Raw genomic sequence first — 17840 nt, 5'->3', positions numbered from 1 at the left:
TTCTCGGTGGGGCTCGCTCACACGTCGCTCCACCGATGTGACAGGGAACGCCGCCGCGCCCTGACGTGGGTCGTCTGACGTCGGACCGTGATGGCACTGGGCTGTCGCCGGTTCTCGGCGTGCGCCGGAGGGCGTTGCGGTAGATCGTTCCTCCAGGCGTCAACGTGTGCGTTGACAAGATCTATTGTCAACGCATACGTTGACGCCATGAAGTACGTCGACCCCGCCACCGCGGGAGAGCCGCCCGCGATCGTCCAGTCAGTCGCCGCCCTGCGCATGATGGCCAGGGCGCACGAGACCGTGAACCACGCCGAGCTCACCCTCATCGAGTCGATCATCGACAACGGCTGGACGTGGGAACGTCTGGGCTCGGTCTACGGCGACCGCTCCAAGCAGGCCATGCAGCAGCACTACAAGCGGCGCGGCGGGGAGCGGAACTGGCGGGAGCGGCCGTCCGGGCCGGACAGCCGGGCCGCGGTGCGCGAGGCGATGGAGCGGGTGATCCTGAACTTCCGCGCCACCGACGAAGCCCTCACGAACACGATGAGTGACGCGGTGTGGAACGAACGCGACCCCGAGCAGGAGGCGCAGCGCCGCCGATCGCCGATCGCGCGCCTCACCGACAGCGCGGAGGAACTCGTCCAGCTCGTCACCAACCGCGTGCACACCGAGGTTGACGCGACGACCGTCGAGGGCAAGCGCACCCTGATCGACAAGATGATCGCGGGGATCGAGCAGCACCGCGACACGCTCGACGAGACCATCGCCGAACTGCGGCGCCGCCGGGCCGAACTGGACGGCCCGCCGGAATGACCAGCCACAAGAGACGTCGACTCATAAGAGACGTCGACGATGCGCGTCGGGCCTTCTGCTCGCGTGCTGTCCCTCAACGTCGAACACCTGGACCTGGCCGGCCGGCACGCCCGCCTGGGCCAGACCTCGATCCGGTGGCGCACCGCGACCGCCCAGCTCCTGCCCCACCTGATCGCCGGCCGCACCCGGGGACCGCTGTTCCTGTCCGACCGCCGACCCGCACCCGCCCGCCGGCCCGCCGAGACCGACCTGTGCCCGGAGACCGGCCGGCGCCGCCTGTCCTACGAACGCGCCGAGTACCTCTTCAAACAGGCCACCACCACCCTGGACCCCACCGGCGCCGGCTACACCCTCCGCCAGCTGCGACCCCGCGCCTGACGCCTGACCAGGCCGGACGTGCGTGGGGGCCAGACCGGACACACCCGGCCTGGCCCCCCACGAGCGCGGCGGATCACAGCGACAGCGCGTGCCCCGTCGTCACGTCGACGTGGTCCGGGACCTCCTCGTGCCGATCCCCCACCGACAACGTCCCACTGCGCTCGAACATCAGGATCTGCGCCCCCGACGGCGCGAACGGCCGGTGCTCCACACCGCGCGGCACCGTGAAGACCGAACCCCGCTCCAGCCGCACCGTCCGCTCCACACCGGACTCCCGCAGCGAGATGAACAGCTCGCCCTCCACCACCAGGAAGAACTCGTCGGTGTTGTCATGGGCGTGCCAGACGTGCTCGCCCGCCACCTTGGCCACCCGCACGTCGTAGTCGTTGACCCGCGTGACCACCCGCGGGCTCCACAGCGCGTCGAACGACGCCAAAGCCCTGCTCAGGGCGATCGGTTCGTTGCTCATGACCCCGATCGTTCCCCGCGCACGCACCCCACCGCGAGTGCTAGGAATCGCACATGACGCAAGAATCCTCGCACCCCGCGCCCGGGCCGCACCGGGTCGTCGTCCTCGTCGACGAGAACTCCAACCCCTTCGAACTCGGCTGCGCCACCGAGGTCTTCGGCCTGCGCCGCCCCGAGATCGGCCGCGACCTCTACGACTTCCGGCTCTGCTCCCCCGAACCCCGCACCCTCATGCGCGACGGCTTCTTCACCCTCACCGGCGTCGCCCCCCTCACCGCCGCCGACACCGCCGACACCCTCATCGTCCCCAACCGACCCGACGTCGAGGTCCCCCGCCGCCCCGCCGTCCTCGACACCATCCGCCGCGCCCACGCCCGCGGCGCCCGCCTCGTCGGCTTCTGCAGCGGCGCCTTCACCCTCGCCGAGGCCGGCGTCCTGCACGGCCGCCGCGCCACCGCCCACTGGCAGTGGGCCGACGAGTTCCGCGCCCGCTTCCCCACCGTCCACCTCGAACCCGACGTCCTGTTCGTCGACGACGGCGACATCCTCACCGCCGCCGGCAGCGCCGCCGCCCTCGACCTCGGCCTGCACATCGTCCGCCGCGACCACGGCGCCGAGATCGCCAACGCGGTCAGCCGACGCCTCGTCTTCGCCGCCCACCGCGACGGCGGCCAACGCCAGTTCGTCGAACGCCCCGTGCCCCACATCCCCGACGAGTCCCTCGCCCCCGTCCTCGCCTGGGCCCAGGAACACCTCGACGCGCCCCTCACCGTCGCCGACCTCGCCACCCGCGCCGCGGTCAGCCCCGCCACCCTGCACCGCCGCTTCCAGGCCCAACTCGGCACCACACCCCTGGCCTGGCTCACCGGAGAACGCCTCACCCTGGCCCGCCGCCTCATCGAACGCGGCGAGTCCCGCCTCGACGTCGTCGCCCGCCGCAGCGGCCTGGGCACCGCGGCCAACCTCCGCGCCGTGATGCGACGAGAAACCGGGCTCACCCCCTCGGCCTACCGCCGCCGCTTCGGCCCCGGCACCCAGCAACAACGACCCGCGGCCGCCGCGAAATCCCATGCCGGCCTTCCCGCGCCCCAGTAGCCTCGCGAGGCCGTCTTCCCCGCAGTGACAAGGAGAAACCACCGTGGCCGAGGCCTTCCCCGACATCGAACCCCACGCCCACGGCCTCCTCGACGTCGGCGACGGCAACCACATCTACTGGGAGACCAGCGGCAACCCCGACGGAAAACCCGTCCTGTGCGTCCACGGTGGACCCGGCAGCGGCGGAAAACGCGGCAGCCGCAAGGCTTTCGACCCCGACGCCTACCGGATCATCCTGTTCGACCAGCGCGGCTGCGGCCAGAGCCGCCCCCACGCCTCGGACCCGGCCGTCAGCCTCGACCACAACACCACCGAGCACCTGATCGCCGACATGGAACGCCTCCGCGAACACCTCGGCGTGCGACGCTGGCTGCTCTTCGGCGGCTCCTGGGGCTCCACCCTCATCCTCGCCTACGCCCAACGCCACCCCGAACGGGTCTCCGAGATCATCCTCGTCGGCGTCACCACGACCAGCCCCGACGAGATCGACTGGCTCTACCGCGGCGTCGGCCGCCTCCTGCCCGGCCCCTGGGAGACCTTCCGCGACGCCCTGCCCGAAACCGACCGCGACGGCGACCTCGTCGCCGCCTACCACCGGCTCCTCAACAGCCCCGACGCCGCCGTGCGCACCCGCGCGGCCCGCGCCTGGTGCGCCTGGGAGGACGCCGTCATCGCCCACGAGACCCTGGGCAAACCCGGCCAGTACAGCGCCAAGTCCGACGACGACCTGATGGCCTTCACCCGGATCTGCGCCCACTACTTCGCCCACCACGCCTGGCTGGAGGACGGACAGCTACTCCGCGAGGCCCACCGCCTGGCCGGAATCCCCGCCGTGCTGATCCACGGCCGACTCGACCTCGGCAGCCCCCTCGCCACCGCGTGGGAGCTGGCCAAGGCGTGGCCGGACGCCGACCTGCAGATCATCGACGACTCCGGCCACACCGGAAGCCCCGCCATGCGCGACGCCGTCCTGGCGGCCACCGCCCGCTTCGCCAGAACCGGCCAATCCCGCTAAGCCCCGCCCCCGCACTCGGCTGAGTCGCTGTCCTCTGGGCTGGATGCGCCGAAGGCGCATGCCTGTGCGGACTGAGTCTCCTCGTGTGTTGGAAGTGACTAAATTTAGTTAGCACTGAAATAATAGGGCCTACGATCCCGGAAGCGGTGATCCTCCGAGCCACCTGCGGGCTGGCCCGACTGGCCGAAGCCGCAGACCTCGCTCGTCCCCTCGCCCGGTCCTGTGGTGCCCCGGAAGACGAAACCCCGGGGCACCACAGGAGGTGTCAGACCCCGAACGGGGCGTTGGGCCCGTTCTCCGGTGGGCTGTCGTGGAGGTGGAAGAGGTAGGCGGCGTAGTTGTAGTCGCCGCCGTGATCACGCCGCATGGCGATCTCCGCCCGTAGCGCGGCAAGCGCCTCCGGCATCCCGGGCCGCTGCGGGTCGGATTGGGCGAGCCGCTGTGTCAGCGGGGTGTAGTACTCGTCCCACCAGTCGCTTTCCGGTAGCGGCCAGTGCGCGAGCAGCCGGTAGCCGGCCGCCCGCGCGGCATCGACGTTCTCGGCACAGGTGCGCAGTGGGTAGATCGCGTCCCAGTAGGCGCGGGCGGCCGCGGCGGGACTCGGCCTGGTCCACTCGATCTCGGTGACGGCAAGGACGCCGCCGGGGGCGAGCAGGCGACGCCAGGCCCGCAGGGCGACGTCGAAGCCGACGGTGTAGACCGAACTCTCCGCCCAGATCACGTCGAAACTGTGATCAGGAAAGGGAACTCGGTCCATCGAGCGGTTCAGCACCGTGATCCGCTCGCCCAGCCCCCGACGAGCCGCGGCGGCCGCGAGGTCGTCCAAAAACGGCTGGTGCAGATCGACCGCGGTCACCTGTGCGCCGGCCTCTTCGGCCAGCAGCAGGGCGGAGCGGCCGGGACCGCAGCCCGCGTCCAGCACCCGCGGGTGCTCGGGCAGCGGCCCGGCCATCTCCAGCATGCGACGCGTGGTGGCGTCCGAGCCGGGGCCCTGCCGGGGCAGGCCGTGGTGCAGGGCGAAGAACGCCTCCACCACCGCGTCGGCGTCCGGAGTGCGGTCTGGGGTGTCGGTGTCGCTCACCGCTGGCGCTCCCGGAACTGGTAGGTGGCGCGCAGTTTCCGCGCGATGTCCTTCTTGACGGCCTCACGGTCGGCCCGCAGCCGCGCGTCGGTGCGGGAGGCGGCATAGGCGTTCTCCCTCAGCAGCCGGTGGTAGCTGTCCAGTCGGCGCTGGGAGATCTCCCCCGCCTCGACGGCGGCCAGGACCGCGCAGCCCGGTTCGCTCCCGTGCGCGCAGTCCGCGAACCGGCACTCACCCGCGAGGTGCTCGATCTCGGCGAAGGTCTGCTCCAGCCCGTCCTGGGCGTCGTGCAGGCCGACCGCACGCAGACCGGGGGTGTCGAGCAGAACCCCGCCACCGGGCAGCGGAAGCAGCTCCCGCCACGCGGTGGTGTGCCGGCCCTTGCCGTCGGTGTCGCGCACCGCACCGGTGGCCAGCCGGTCCTCGCCCAGCAACTGGTTGCCCAGGGTGGACTTGCCCGCCCCGGACGGGCCGAACAACACGACGGTCCCGGTCAGGACAGCGGACAGAACGTCCAGACCCTGCCCGGTCACGGCGCTGGTCACCAGCACGTCCACACCGGGGGCCACCTCGGACACCTGGGCGTGGGCCGAGGACACGTCGGCGCACGCGTCGGCCTTGGTGAGGACCACGACGGGCTGGGCGCCGCTCTCCCAGGCCAGGGCGAGCATGCGTTCGGTCCGTCCGTGCTTCAGCGGCGCGGCCAGCGACACCGTGACCACGACCGTGTCGACGTTGGCGGCCAGGACCTGCCCGTGCGAGGTCCGCGACGCGGTGGAGCGCACCAGGGCGGTGCGCCGCTCCAGCACCGCGTGCAGCACCGGCGCGTGGCCGGCGGTGGCGGGACGCAGGGCCGCCCAGTCACCCGTGCACGGCGCGGACAGCGGATCGGCGTGATCGGCGACGCCGGGGATCTCCGCACGGACGATCCCGGCATCGGTGACAACCTCGCACGAGCCGCGTTCGGCTCGCACGACACGCGCCGGGACCAACCCGGCGGCGCGATGAGGCGCGAAGGCGTGCTCCCACGCCTCGCCCCAGCCGTAGTCGGCCAGGGAGTACGACGGAACATGACGAGAGGAAGAGTGAGACAACGAAGAGACCCTTTGAACAGGGGCCCCGATGAGCACCCAGACTGCCACCCGCGAGCCGTCAGGGCTCTGCCAGGGGCGCGAACGTCAGGTCAGACCGGGGCCCGGGACGTGAGGATGGTCCGGCGGGCGCTGCGCACGGCAGCGGCCTTCGCGGCAGACATCAACTCACCCCCCACTTCTGGTCCCGCAGTCGACCCGGTCGTCTCTGCCCCGCCGATGCTACCGGGCCGGGAGTTCGGGGTTTCAGCCGGTTGGCCGATGACCTTGCGCGGGGGGCGGGTCAACGATGACTGGAGGAGATCCTCTGGGCGTTCGACGACGTCGACCCGTGGGAGGCTGGACATGCGTTCTCGCCGTGTGATGGCCGTGATCGCCACGGCGTTGGCCGTGGGGGCGGGCACCGTGGTGACCGGAGCGGGGGCGGCGTCGGCCTCCCCGTCGCCCACGCCCCACCCGGCCACGGCCAGCGCGTCGGAGCAGGCGGATGTCCAGTTGGCACGCGGATACCAGGGGCCGTTCGGCACGCGCGAGCAGTGCGACGGGGAGAACCGGCGCTGGGCGCAGACCCACCGGGTGAACGAGTGCTTCTACTGGGGCGGCTCCGGCTCGCCGCGCGGCTGGTACTTCTACGTCTTCGGCCCCCGCTGAGACACATCCAGCGCAGGGACGACACCGCGCGGGCTCCGTCCACTTCGGACGGTCCGGCACACGGCTCCCGCAACCGCCGTCGGCTTTCACATCCACGCGCCTGACGGGTGCGGCGCGCTCCCCTGTCACCAGCCGATGTCCCACAGCACGTCGACGGTGAGGTTTGTCCACTGAGGACTGACCTCCCGCTTTGCCGTGCCATCGCGCGGAGGCCAGCGGCGCCGACCCACGCGCATGCTTGATCCAAATCGATCGTTCTGGTTAGCTTGCCGTTGGCGGCTCCGCCAGGGGGTCAGGACATCCGCGGCTCGGCAACCGCGGGCTCGACACCGCCTCAACAGGAGAGGCACCGGCACGAAGGACCTCCTCTCCTCGCCGTGAACCACGCTCGACCGGAGCCGCCGATCGCTTTTCCGCGCACTCCACGCCGCCGTGATCGATATTCTCAGGATTGGACCCGAATGCGTGTCATCATCATCGGCGCGGGGCTCGGCGGCCTCGCGCTCGCCCGATTTCTGCGCCGCGCGGATATCGACGTGTCCGTCCACGAGCGCGACGAGGCCCTCGAACAACGCCCGCAGGGCGCGCGAATCCACCTCGACGAGCGGGGAATCGGCGCGTTACACGCCTGCCTCACCGCGTCCGAGAGCGAATTCCTCGACGCCACCCTGGGCCAGCCCGACGAGCACGTCACCGTCCTCGACCAAACCGACCTCGCGATCGTGAAGCGCCGGAAGTCCACCGGCCGGGAGGGACATCCCGACGCGATACGCCCCGGAGCGTCGGCGAGCCGCCGCATCGTGCGGCGGCTTCTCGCCCATGGCGTGCGCGACACGATCCGATTCGGCTCGACGTTGACCGACTACACCGAACACACGGCAGGAGTCACCGTCCGATTCGCTGACGGAACCGTGGACGAAGCCGACCTTCTCGTCGGAGCGGACGGCATCGGATCCGCCGTGCGCCGGCTCCGACTGCCCGACGCCACGGTCAACGACAGCGGATTGCGACTGCTGCAGGCGAAAACGCCGATCACGCCCGAGCTGGTCGCCACCGGTGTGCTCGACCGGATCGGAGGAAGCTTCACCCTGACCGCGATCGGCGACGTGCAGGTGATCATGGGCGCGGTCCGTTTCGGAGAACAACCCGCCACCGCCGCAGAACGGCTCGTACCCGGTTTCGACCCGGGCGACCGACAGGACTACGTCATGTGGGGACTCCTGTTGCGGCGACGCCAGCTCGGGGACCTCGGCCGCGACTTCACCCGCCGATCACCCGCCAGCTTGTCCGCCCACCTGCGGAACGTCACCGCGACAGCCCACCCGGTGTTCAGGCTCCTGCTCGACCAGGCGTTTCCCGACCAGTTCCACGGCCTGGCCATGGGAACCTCCCGCGAAATCCCCGCCTGGACACCAAGCCGCGTCACCCTGCTCGGAGACGCCATCCACGCGATGCTGCCCACCCGGGCCTCAGGGGCCAACTCCGCCCTCCAGGACGCGCGCCGGCTCGCCGACGCGATTCTGTCCACGCACACCGGCGCCCAGACATGGGAACACGCGATCGGCGACTACGAGAACCTGCTCCGACGCGACGGTTTCCAGGCGGTGCGGGCCTCACTGAACGGTGTCCACGAGCTCGACGAACACCTCACCACCGCCACGGCCTCAGCCGTCTCCTAGGTCCCCACTCGATCCCCGCGCACGTCCGCGTCGCCACCTCGTGATCGCTAGGCTGACGCGGTGACACCCCGGGAACGGCCCCGTCGAGGCCCTGTCCGCAGAGAGCAGATCGCGGCCGCGGCCTTGGCCGTTCTCCTCGACCGCGGCTACGCGGGCACCTCGATCCGAGCCATCGCCGAGCACGCCGGCTGCTCCCTGGAAACGCTGTACCGGCACTTCGAGAACAAGGAAGCCCTGTTCCTCGAACTGGTCAACTCCTTCCGGAAACGCATCGTCGAGCCCCTGCGCGACGTGGCCGCCGCACCCTCCACCGACCGCGAGCTCAAAGAGGCGCTCACGCGCGCCGGAACACTGCTCTTCGACGTTCTCACCAGCGACGAGGGCCTCAAGATGCAACGCCTGACCTTCGCCGAGTCGGGCCGGTTCCCCGAACTGGGGCGGCTCGTCTACGACGAGGGGATCAAACCCTTCGACAACGCCGTCGCCGCCATCCTCAGTGACGCCGCCGCGCGCGGGCTCCTGCGGTGCCCGGACCCGCTGGAGGCGGCGCGCGTGTTCAGCGGAATGGTCCTGTTCGACCCACGGGAACGACTGCTCCTGGGGATCGAACAGCCACCGTCGTTCGGCGACCGTTCTGACTACATAGAACGCGTCGTGACACTGTTCCTCGCGGGGGTTCGCGGCTCCGTGGGAACTCGACGGTAGATCACCCCGGGCCGGGACGGCTCTCACCACCACCCACTCCGCTCTACTGAGCGCGGACGCCCCGCCCTGTGACCAGGGAGTCCGGGCGCTCACTGCCCCGTTCGCACGTATCCCGAGGGGTCTCTTTCGTAGCTGTATGCGCCGTGAGGCGCATGCGTTTTTGGGTTTGATCCCAGCGGGCCGCTGAGTTTGGTTGATTTTGGTCGGCACTGAAATCACAGGCTTCGCGACTCGGTCAGTTGTCGCGCGACCAGAGGGGAGACCCGGCGGAACCAGTCGCCGAGTTGCTCCGAACGGCCCTGTGACACCGGTGGGGCTGCGGCGCATGAGCGGGGTGACAGGGAGGAGAAACTTTGTGGCCCCACAGGACCGTTTCGATGCGCTCCACCAGCAGCACTACGACCCCATAGCCCGCTACCTCGTCGCCTGGCGTCGCCGCGACCACCTCCCCCACGACCGCGAGGTGCTGCCGTGGTTGTACGAGGTGGCGCGGCGGGTCGCGGCGAACGAGCGTCGCCGCCAGGACCGCTACACCCAGCTCGCCCAACGGCTCGCCGCCCACCGCGACTACCCCACCACCGGCCTCGAACCCGAGCAGCTCGACGTCGCCGCCGCGTTCGACCACCTCACCGCCGACGACCAGGAGCTCCTGCTGCTGTCCGCGTGGGACGGGCTGGGCGTGGGTCAGATCGCCGCGCTGCGGCCCACCCCGCCACGGACTGTCCGTCAACCGAAAGGGGTGCTGTGATGCGTTCCGCCCGCCGAACCCAGGCCCCGTTCGACCCCGAACGGGACCGCCCGCGCCGTGAGCCTCCGCCCTTCACCCGCGTTCCGGTCGCCGAGGGCGTGGACGAGCACTCGCGGGCGCCCGTCGGCCGGGGTTGTCCCGTCGCCGGGCGCTGACCGCCGCCATGGTGGCTGCCGTGGGGATGGCCTCGATCGCCGGATACCAGTGGTGGACGGCCCCGCCCGGGATCGCCGCCACCCCGCCGTTGCTGACGATCCAGCCCCCGGTCACCGGGCGGCCCGCTCCCCTGGTGCTCGCCGAGATCGCCGACCGCGCCGCCGCGCTACCGGCCCCGGTCACGGCGGGGCGCACCGAGAAGGTCACCATCCGCGCCTGGTACCTGCACGGCCAGGTCAGCGGCGGCACGACGATCTCGGCGCTCCAAGCCGAGCGACGCGAACTGGTTCGCCGCCCCGACGGCAGCGGCACGATCGTCGGGAGCAAGGAGCCGCCCGAGTTCCAGTCCGAGGCCGACCGCCGCGAGTGGGCCTCCGACCACGGCGGCCAACGCACCACAACCTGGGCGGCCGGTGGGCGGTCGTTCTTCAACCAGCACCGGCCACCGTCCACTGTGGAGCAACTTCGCCAGTACCTGTGGCGGCCCAATCCCCCGGACAGCAACGGGTCGGTCAAGACGCTCCAGGCGATGCGGGAGGTCCTGCGGGAGCGGGCGCTGCCGCCGGGCGAACGCGCCGCGTTCCTGCGGTTGATGGCCGAGAGGCCGGAACTGCGGCACGAGGGCCGCGCCCAGGACCGCGCCGGGCGGTGGGGCGAGGTGTTCTCCGTCGACTCCGCCTACGCGGGCCTGCCTGCCCGCTACAGCTTCCTCCTCGACGCCGACACCGGAGCCTTCCTCGGCTACGAACACATGCTCACCACCACGCCCGGTGCCCTCAACGTCCGCGTTCCGGCCGTGACCACCTACGAGACCTTCCTCGACGGAACGTTCGTCGACTGACCCACGCGGTCGGCGACGCCGCGTGCCACGTCGCCCTGTCCAGCAACGGTTCCCGCCGCCACCACGGGTCCGATCACGGCGTCAGCGGTGGTTACGATGGGCTGTGACCAGCGAATCCTCCCTTGCGAAACGACGTCGCCGCGAGCAGTTGCGTGACTTCCTGCGCACCCGCAGGGCGCGGATCACGCCCGGCGAGGTCGGCATGGCGGCGGGCGGCCGGCGTCGGACGCCGGGGCTGCGGCGGGAGGAGGTCGCCGCGCTGGCCGGGGTCGGCGTGTCCTGGTACACGTGGCTGGAGCAGGGCCGCGACATCAACGTCTCGGCCGAGGTGCTCGACGCGATCAGCGGGGCGCTGCGCCTGACCGAGTCCGAACGCGCGCACCTGTACGTGCTGGCCGGTCTCAACCCGCCGCCCGGCGGCGTGGCGCGGGACGTCGAGGTCGCCCCGGAGCTGCGGCGCCTCCTCGACGAGTGGGCGCCCCGGCCCGCGGTCCTGCAGGACCGGTACTGGAACCTGATCGCGGTCAACGACGCCGCGCGGGCCGTGTTCGGCTACGACGACGCCGACCACAACTGCCTGATCGCGTTCTTCACCAGCGCCCGGAACCGCCGCATGCACGCCCACTGGGAGTTGGTCGCGCCGACCGTGGTCGCCGCCTTCCGCGCCGACGCGGCACGCTCCCCCGGCGACCCGGAGTTCGACCGGGTGGTCGACGAGCTGAGCGCCCTCAGCCCCGAGTTCGTCGCGCTGTGGGAACGCCACGACGTCGGCGTCCACCTCTCGGCGGTGCGGGCGGTGCGCCACCCCGAGGCCGGCGACCTGGTCTTCGACAAGACGTCGCTGGCCGTGGCCGACCACCCCGGCTGGCACCTGCTGCTGTACGCGCCGCACCCCGGCACCGGAACCGAGGACCGGCTCGCCCGACTGGCGCGCGTGCGGCTCGCCGCCCCCGCCTGATCCTGGTGGTGCCAGACCCCTGATCAGCTCGCCCTGGTCGGGTCGCCGACCCGCGGGCAGGCTCGAACCCGTGACACGAACCCTTTCTCGATTCGACGGCAAGATCGCGCTGGTCACCGGCGGCACCAGCGGCATGGGGCTGGCCACCGCGCGGCGGCTGCTCGCCGAGGGCGCGCAGGTGGTCATCACCGGGCGCGACCAGGCCCGGCTGGACGCCGCCGTCGCCGACCTGGCCGGCGGGGACCGCGTCCTCGCGGTGCGCGGCGACGTGGGGAACCTGGCCGACCTCGACGCGCTGACCGAGGCGATCCGGGAGCGCCACGGGCGGCTGGACCTGGTCTTCGCCAACGCGGGCATCGCGTCGTTCCACCCAGTCGAGCAGGTCACCGAGGCCGAGTTCGACCGGGTCGTGGACATCAACTTCAAGGGGCTGTTCTTCACGGTCCAGAAGACCGTGCCGCTGCTGGCCGACCACGCGTCGGTCGTGATCAACGCCTCGTGGACGCTGCACCGCGGGATGCCCGGCGCCTCCCTCTACGCGGCGACCAAGGCGGCCGTGCACAACCTGGCGCGCACCTTCGCCGCCGAGCTGGGCCACCGGGGGATCCGGGTCAACTCGGTGAGCCCCGGCTACATCACGACCCCGATGTTCCACGAGGTGCTCCAGCCGCACGAGCACGCGGCCGTCGCCGCCAAGGTCGTGATCGGACGGCTCGGCACCGCCGAGGACGTCGCCGACGTGGTCGCCTTCCTCGGCTCCGACGAGGCGTCCTACGTCAACGGGCAGGACCTGGCGATCGACGGCGGCCTGGTGGCGACCATCTCCGGCCACTCCGGCTGATCCCGCCCCACCGCCACCGCCCCTCCCCCACCCCGCCCTCCCGGCGTCCCGGACCTCGACGGTCGGACGCCGGGAGGGCGGCGGGGCGCCCGCGCCCTTCCGAATCCTCCCGCCGGGAAGTCGCGCGATCGGTACGATCGCGTGTTTCCACTGTGGAGGGTGGCGGCGTGCGCGTACACGATCTGCCAGTGCGGGTTGGTCGCCGCCCGGCAGGCCCTGTTAGTGGGGTTGGTGGACAGCGCTGGCCGAACCCGGGCGCGGGCGTTCGCGCTGGACGTGGCGAGTTTCCTGGCCGCCGCAGTGTTGTTGGCGCGGCTTCCCGCCGTCGCGCCGACCACCCGCGAGGCCGACGACGGCCAGCCCGCGTTGGCGGTACTGCGTGATCGACCGTACGCGTTGGTCACCGCGTTGAACGCGGTGATGGTGCTGTACATGCCGTTGCTGAGCGTGGTGCTTCCACTGTGGATCGTGGAGCGCACCGACGCGCACCGGTGGCGACATCGGTGCGGTGGGCGCGGTACTGGGAGATCAGCTTCGGGCTCGCCCCGGACGGCCGTCACGGGCAGTACCAGGGGTTCTTCGGCAGCGGGGTCTCGGTCGCGAGAATGGCCGGGCCGGTGCTGCTGACCTCGCCGCTGCTCGTCGGGGGCACCCCGGGTTGGCTCGTGCTCGGCGGGCTGTTCCTGGTGGCGGCGTTGGCGACCGGGCCGGCCGTCCGCTGGGCGCGACGCACCCGGCAGGACACCGCCTCCCCGCTCCCCCGGTAGCCCCCCGGTAGCCGTGGGCCCGGCGGAGGCGATGTCCGCTTTCCTGTGTCCTCTGTGGACGGTCGGCGTCGCCGCCGTCGGTGTGCGCGGATGTCGTTGCGGTGAGCCGGTTGTCGCGCCGTGGTCGGGGCGGCTCGCCCAGCGCGGCCAGCCGCCCCAACCAGCTCGTCACGTCAGGCCGTGGCCCTCGCCGAGCAGGTGCGCCACCTCCGGGTAGCTGCCGACGGCCTCGACGCGGCCGTGGTCCAGCACGACGATGCGGTCGGCGGCGCGGATGGTGGAGGGCCGGTGCGCGATCACCAGCAGGGTGCACTCGGCGCTGATGTGCTCGATGGTGCGGGTCAGCACCGCCTCGTTGGCCGCGTCCAGGTGCGAGGTCGGCTCGTCCATCAACAGCAGGCGCGGGCGCGGCAGCAGGGCGCGGGCGATGGCGACCCGCTGCTGCTCACCGCCGGACAGCGCGCTGCCGTGCTCCCCCACCGGGGTGTCCAGGCCCTCGGGCAGCCGCTGGACCAGGCCTTCCAGGCTGGCCAGCTCCACCGCCCTGGCGATCTCGGCGTCGGTGGCCTCGGGCTTGGCGTAGGTGATGTTCTCCCGCAACGTCCCGTGCATCACCGGGGCGCTCTGCTCCACCAGGCTGATCGAGGCCCGGCACTCCTCCACGGTCATCTCGTGCGCGGTGTCGCGCCCGTCGAGCAGGATGTGGCCGGTCCGCGGGTCGTAGAAGCGGGCGATCAACGCGAAGATCGTGGACTTGCCCGCGCCGGAGGGGCCGACCAGGGCGACGTGGCTGTTGCGGGGGATGCTGAACGAGACGTCCCGCAGCACCGGGCGCTCGGGCTCGTAGGCGAACCCCACGCCGCGGAACTCGATGGCGGGGGTGTCGGCGGTCACGGGGCGCTCGGGCGCGCGGGGGCTGGTCGTCACCGGCCGCGTGATCTCCTCGTCCTCCACGGGGATCCGCGCGACGTCCTCCACCCGCTGGAGCGCGGCCAGTCCACGTTGGAGGGTGGCGAAGACGTCGAAGAGGTTCGACAGGGGCGTGGCGATGTAGGTGACGTAGAGCAGGAACCCGACCAGCTCGGCGAGCGAGGTTCCCCCGCTGGCGACGCGCATCCCGCCCACCACCAGCACGGTGATCATCGCGCCGTGGGTGGCCAGGGTCATGGCCGGGTTGATCACGGCGTTGCGCTTGGCCGCCTGGAGGCTGTTCGCGTACGCCTCGCGGGCCAGGCGGCCGATGCGGTCGCGCTCCCGGCCCTCGGCGCGCATGACCCGCACGGTGCGGATGGCCGACAGGGCGCGCTCCAGCTCGGCGCTCATGGCGCCGAGGCTGTCCTGGGCGTCCTCCACGGAGCTGCGGATTCCCTTGAGCAGCAACGTGGTCAGGCCGCCGATGGTGCCGACGATCGCGGCGACGATGAGGAACATCGTGGCGTCCAACCAGATCATCGTGGCGATGCCGCCGATGATGATGAACACGCCGACGCTGGCCTCCACCAGGTCGTAGGCCAGGGAGTCGCGCAGCAGCGTGGTGTCGCTGGTGGTGCGGGTGAGCAGGTCGCCGAGCCGGTGCTGCTGGTAGCGGCGCATCGGCCAGCGCAGCAGGCGGTCCACGACGCGCAGCCGCACGCCCAGCACGACCCCCTCGCCGGTGCGCTCCAACAGGTAGTGGCCGACGGCGGTGATGAGGGCCTCGGCCACGAACACCGCGGCCAGCAGGCTCACCAGCATCTGGTAGGGCCGGTTGTGGGAGAACTCGTCGATGGTTCTGGTCGCCAGCAGCGGCTGCGCCAGGCCCATCGCGCCGCCCACCAACGTCAGTCCCAGCGCCGCGCTGATCGCGCCCCGGTGGCCCCGGGTGACCCGCACCAGGTCACGCCAGTTCACCCGCTGCTTCGGCTCGTCCTCGGGGGTCGACTCCTGCGGGTCCTCGACGTCCTCCCGGGCCCTGGCGGGGCTGACAGTGTTCAACACACGGGCTCCCTAGCGGTGGCGTGGTTCGATCGTCATGACGGGACGGAAGGCCAGCACGTTCTCGCCCTCGTCCACGGCGCGGCCCTCCGCCTCGACCCAGGCGTGCGCTCCGAACGGCGAGGTCCGCGCACCCACCCGCCACGTCGGCCAACAGCCGCGCAGCCGGCACAGTAGCGCGGTCGCGATCGAGCGCGGCAGACATCCCTTGCCGGCACAGGTGACGCTGACCGCGATGGCGGCCGAGCGGGCCGCGCGCGCCTGCTCGTAGCTGGCCGGGACCGCGCCGATCCGGGCCACGGACAGGATCTGGCGGATGCGCCGGGGCGGCAGGTGCGCCATCGCGACCGCGACCGCCACCACCACCCGCGCCGCCGCCCGCAGCCACCACGGGGGCCGGTCGGCGACGAACAACGTCTCCGGCGTGCTCATCCCCGCACCACCAGTCCCGACGCGACGAGCTGCTCCACGAGCTCGCGGACGTCGAGCACCGCCCGCCCGAGGCTGACCCGCTCGCCCGCCGGGTCCTCGGGCACCAGGGCGCCGGCGATGTCCTGCTCGGCGGCCCCGGCCAGGCTCATCCGCAGCGTGGTCAGGCCGCTGGCGTTGAGCTGCCAGTACTCGCCGGAGCGCTCGTCGAGCAGCACACCGCTGCCGTCGTCGGTCTCGGTCAGCGACACGTCGTCGCGCAGGCGGATCGTCACGACCTGACCTCCATCGTGGTCGAGCCCGACTCGGCGGGCGCGGGGTGCTCCAGATCGCGCAGCCACCGCTCGCAGCTCAGCGTCATGGAGATGGCGTAGGGGGTGAACAGCCGGATGCGGAAGCTGGTGCAGATCTCGCGCAGCACGGCCGGGTCGACCAGCCCGAGCCGACCGAGCCGCGAGTCCTCGCACAACGCCACCAGTCTGTCCACATTGGACCGCAGTCCGTCGTACTCGACGTTGGAGCCCTCGGCCTTGGTCGCCCGCGCCAGGCACCGCTCCGGCACGATGCCGCGCATGGCCTCGGCCAGCAGGGGTTTGTACGTCCACGGCGTGCGGCGTTCGTGGGCCCGCGCGGACATGCACGCCCGCACCACCGCGTCGTCCAGGTACGGCGTGGTCACCCGGATCCCCTCGGCCGCGTACAGCGGCACGGTCGCCCGCGCCACGCTCGCGCCCATCCGGATGCCCCAGATCGTGTGGTGGGCCGTCCAGTTGTGCCCGTGGTGGCGGGTCCTCTCCGCCTCCGCCAGCAACAGCTCCCTGGCCAGCTCGACCGCCTCGGGCGTGGCCCACGGCGGCATCTGCACGAGGTTGGTGGCGCCCTCGTCCTCCAGCGGGGAGGCGATGATGCTCCGCGCCCGCCGGGCCAGCCACCCCGGGTAGCGGTCGCGCCGCTCCAGGGCGTTGCTGACGACGTCGCGCCACCGCCAGTGCTCGAACGCCCGGTAGGCCCGCAGGTACCGCAGCCCGGTCAGGGGCCGGGACCGCAGCAGTTCGAACACGCCGGCCGCGCCCCCGGTCAGGGTCTCGTCGCCGCCGTCGCCGGTCATGTGGACCTGGGAGCCCGCCGCGCCGACCCGGGCGGCCAGCGCCCGGTACATGGGGCGGTCCTCCACCCCGGGGAAGGGCTCCTCGGTGGGCGGCGAGGGCTCCAGGACGTCGCTGTAGTGCGAGGGGATCTCGGCGCGCGGCACCACGATGCGCCGCAGGTTCGGCAGGTGCTCGGCGGCCAGGTCCGCCCACCACTCGTCGTCGTCGCCGACGTCGCCGGCGGAGCGGGTGATCGTGGTCAGCGGTCGGCCGTCCCGGGAGGCCAGGAAGCACAGGGTGGTGGAGTCCAGGCCGCCGGACAGATCGGCGGTCAGCGTCAGACCCGAGTCCCGCCGGGCCCGCACCGCATCGGACAACGCCTCGCGCAGGGCCGCGGCCGCCACCGGCAGCGGCTGGTCGTCCACCGGCGGCTCCCAGCGCCGCCGGGTCCTGGCCCGCCCGTCCGGGGAGACCACCAGGCAGGAGTCCTCCTCCACCGCCTCGATCCCCGCCCACAGCGGCGTGTTCATGACGTGCAGGGGGATCTCGGAGAGCAGGAACCGCAGGGTCACCCGCCCCCGGTCGATCCTGGCGCCGGTCAGCGCCGCGAGCACGTCGGCGCGGGTCGCCGCGACGCTCACCCCGCCGACGACGCCGTGGAACACCCGGCGCAGCCCGGAGACCGTCCCCTGGGCCCGGGTGGTTCCGTCCACAGTGGCCAGGAGGTGGAAGCTGCCCGGCAACGCCAGGTCGTCCAGCGCGGCCACGTCCCTGGTGCGGGCGGCGATCTCCGCCAGCCGCTCGGGGGTGGCCGAGCAGATCCCGAGCGCCGCGACCGACGTCGGGCCGGCGGAGCCGACCCGCAGGTCCACCGGGTCCCACCGGCCGACCAGCCAGGGCCGGCCCGACGGGTGGTCGGCCCGCCGCGGCGTCGGCCCGAGCGCGGCGAGGACGGCGGCGGCGTTCGGGGTGTCGGGCAGCGCGACCAGCCACTCGCCCGCATGGCTCGTGTGGTTCATCGTCAGGCAAGCCCCCTTCGGGCGCGGCAGGCGACGGCACGGG

General features: G+C 72.1%; 19 protein-coding genes. 12 read left to right on the top strand and 7 right to left on the bottom strand.

The features are described 5' to 3' along the window. The first annotated feature begins 207 nt into the window (after positions 1–207). Complete coding sequence (locus tag BUE43_RS14500) at positions 208–813, top strand: hypothetical protein (protein WP_073483296.1); 606 nt, start codon at positions 208–210, stop codon at positions 811–813. Positions 814–876: 63 nt separating this feature from the next. Continuing rightward, a complete protein-coding gene (locus BUE43_RS14495; protein ID WP_073483294.1) occupies positions 877–1191 on the top strand; it encodes a hypothetical protein in 315 nt (104 codons plus the stop codon). Positions 1192–1264: 73 nt separating this feature from the next. Here the strand turns inward: BUE43_RS14495 and BUE43_RS14490 are convergent, their stop codons facing one another. Next, the gene (locus BUE43_RS14490) at positions 1265–1660 is read right to left on the bottom strand and encodes a cupin domain-containing protein (protein WP_073483292.1); all 396 of its coding nucleotides are present in this window, start codon (positions 1658–1660) and stop codon (positions 1265–1267) included. 53 nt (positions 1661–1713) lie between these two features. On the opposite strand from BUE43_RS14490, the gene BUE43_RS14485 reads away from it, so the two are divergent. Continuing rightward, the gene (locus BUE43_RS14485) at positions 1714–2754 is read left to right on the top strand and encodes a GlxA family transcriptional regulator (RefSeq protein WP_073483290.1); all 1041 of its coding nucleotides are present in this window, start codon (positions 1714–1716) and stop codon (positions 2752–2754) included. 43 nt (positions 2755–2797) lie between these two features. Continuing rightward, a complete protein-coding gene (gene pip, locus BUE43_RS14480; RefSeq protein WP_073483288.1) occupies positions 2798–3769 on the top strand; it encodes a prolyl aminopeptidase in 972 nt (323 codons plus the stop codon). 265 nt (positions 3770–4034) lie between these two features. On the opposite strand, the gene BUE43_RS14475 is transcribed toward pip, so the two are convergent. Continuing rightward, complete coding sequence (locus tag BUE43_RS14475) at positions 4035–4850, bottom strand: class I SAM-dependent methyltransferase (RefSeq protein ID WP_073483286.1); 816 nt, start codon at positions 4848–4850, stop codon at positions 4035–4037. After that, positions 4847–5944, bottom strand: coding sequence for a ribosome small subunit-dependent GTPase A (gene rsgA, locus BUE43_RS14470; RefSeq protein ID WP_073483285.1), 1098 nt, complete (start codon positions 5942–5944; stop codon positions 4847–4849). The genes BUE43_RS14475 and rsgA overlap by 4 nt, the downstream gene beginning before the upstream one ends. A gap of 342 nt (positions 5945–6286) precedes the next feature. Here rsgA and BUE43_RS14465 point away from each other — a divergent pair, with 342 nt between their 5' ends. From BUE43_RS14465 to BUE43_RS35765, 8 genes are all read left to right on the top strand, one after another. Continuing rightward, the gene (locus BUE43_RS14465) at positions 6287–6592 is read left to right on the top strand and encodes a hypothetical protein (protein ID WP_143174166.1); all 306 of its coding nucleotides are present in this window, start codon (positions 6287–6289) and stop codon (positions 6590–6592) included. A gap of 461 nt (positions 6593–7053) precedes the next feature. Further along, positions 7054–8271: an FAD-dependent oxidoreductase gene (locus BUE43_RS14460; protein ID WP_073483281.1), complete on the top strand. Its 1218-nt coding sequence runs from the start codon at positions 7054–7056 to the stop codon at positions 8269–8271. Between the two features lie 60 nt (positions 8272–8331). After that, positions 8332–8976: a TetR/AcrR family transcriptional regulator gene (locus BUE43_RS14455; RefSeq protein WP_073483279.1), complete on the top strand. Its 645-nt coding sequence runs from the start codon at positions 8332–8334 to the stop codon at positions 8974–8976. Between the two features lie 355 nt (positions 8977–9331). After that, positions 9332–9724 (top strand): RNA polymerase sigma factor, encoded by a 393-nt coding sequence (locus tag BUE43_RS14450; RefSeq protein ID WP_073483278.1) that lies wholly within the window; start codon positions 9332–9334, stop codon positions 9722–9724. 175 nt (positions 9725–9899) lie between these two features. After that, positions 9900–10721, top strand: a complete 822-nt coding sequence (locus BUE43_RS14445) for a hypothetical protein (RefSeq protein ID WP_143174165.1) — start codon at positions 9900–9902, stop codon at positions 10719–10721. 103 nt (positions 10722–10824) lie between these two features. Then, positions 10825–11679 carry a helix-turn-helix transcriptional regulator gene (locus BUE43_RS14440; RefSeq protein ID WP_073483274.1) on the top strand — a complete coding sequence of 285 codons (855 nt, stop codon included), beginning with the start codon at positions 10825–10827 and terminating at the stop codon, positions 11677–11679. Between the two features lie 70 nt (positions 11680–11749). Next, positions 11750–12520: a glucose 1-dehydrogenase gene (locus tag BUE43_RS14435; protein WP_073483272.1), complete on the top strand. Its 771-nt coding sequence runs from the start codon at positions 11750–11752 to the stop codon at positions 12518–12520. A 491-nt stretch (positions 12521–13011) separates the two neighbouring features. Beyond that, positions 13012–13287 (top strand): hypothetical protein, encoded by a 276-nt coding sequence (locus BUE43_RS35765; protein ID WP_200797510.1) that lies wholly within the window; start codon positions 13012–13014, stop codon positions 13285–13287. Positions 13288–13455: 168 nt separating this feature from the next. Here the strand turns inward: BUE43_RS35765 and BUE43_RS14425 are convergent, their stop codons facing one another. The 4 genes from BUE43_RS14425 to BUE43_RS14410 are packed head-to-tail and all read right to left on the bottom strand — an operon-like array spanning position 13456 to position 17797. Continuing rightward, positions 13456–15264, bottom strand: a complete 1809-nt coding sequence (locus BUE43_RS14425; protein ID WP_073483268.1) for an ABC transporter ATP-binding protein — start codon at positions 15262–15264, stop codon at positions 13456–13458. 9 nt (positions 15265–15273) lie between these two features. Beyond that, a complete protein-coding gene (locus BUE43_RS14420; protein ID WP_073483266.1) occupies positions 15274–15693 on the bottom strand; it encodes a lasso peptide biosynthesis B2 protein in 420 nt (139 codons plus the stop codon). Next, complete coding sequence (locus tag BUE43_RS14415) at positions 15690–15965, bottom strand: lasso peptide biosynthesis PqqD family chaperone (RefSeq protein ID WP_073483264.1); 276 nt, start codon at positions 15963–15965, stop codon at positions 15690–15692. The genes BUE43_RS14420 and BUE43_RS14415 overlap by 4 nt, the downstream gene beginning before the upstream one ends. After that, positions 15962–17797 carry an asparagine synthase-related protein gene (locus BUE43_RS14410; RefSeq protein WP_073483262.1) on the bottom strand — a complete coding sequence of 612 codons (1836 nt, stop codon included), beginning with the start codon at positions 17795–17797 and terminating at the stop codon, positions 15962–15964. Before BUE43_RS14410 ends, BUE43_RS14415 begins: the two co-directional genes overlap by 4 nt. Positions 17798–17840: the final 43 nt, after the last annotated feature.

Origin of the sequence: Streptoalloteichus hindustanus, from assembly GCF_900129375.1 — a bacterium.
In the GTDB taxonomy this organism is placed as follows: domain Bacteria; phylum Actinomycetota; class Actinomycetes; order Mycobacteriales; family Pseudonocardiaceae; genus Streptoalloteichus; species Streptoalloteichus hindustanus.
The sequence above is the reverse complement of the archived record's forward strand: the minus strand, read 5'-3'. Positions and strand labels throughout refer to the sequence as shown.

What these genes read in the sequence shown, in the direction of transcription:
- BUE43_RS14500 (WP_073483296.1), top strand. Translation starts at nt 208, where the DNA reads ATGAAGTACGTCGACCCCGCCACCGCGGGAGAGCCGCCCGCGATCGTC.
- BUE43_RS14490 (WP_073483292.1), bottom strand. Translation starts at nt 1,660, where the DNA reads ATGAGCAACGAACCGATCGCCCTGAGCAGGGCTTTGGCGTCGTTCGAC.
- BUE43_RS14485 (WP_073483290.1), top strand. Translation starts at nt 1,714, where the DNA reads ATGACGCAAGAATCCTCGCACCCCGCGCCCGGGCCGCACCGGGTCGTC.
- BUE43_RS14465 (WP_143174166.1), top strand. Translation starts at nt 6,287, where the DNA reads ATGCGTTCTCGCCGTGTGATGGCCGTGATCGCCACGGCGTTGGCCGTG.
- BUE43_RS14460 (WP_073483281.1), top strand. Translation starts at nt 7,054, where the DNA reads ATGCGTGTCATCATCATCGGCGCGGGGCTCGGCGGCCTCGCGCTCGCC.
- BUE43_RS14420 (WP_073483266.1), bottom strand. Translation starts at nt 15,693, where the DNA reads ATGAGCACGCCGGAGACGTTGTTCGTCGCCGACCGGCCCCCGTGGTGG.
- BUE43_RS14410 (WP_073483262.1), bottom strand. Translation starts at nt 17,797, where the DNA reads ATGAACCACACGAGCCATGCGGGCGAGTGGCTGGTCGCGCTGCCCGAC.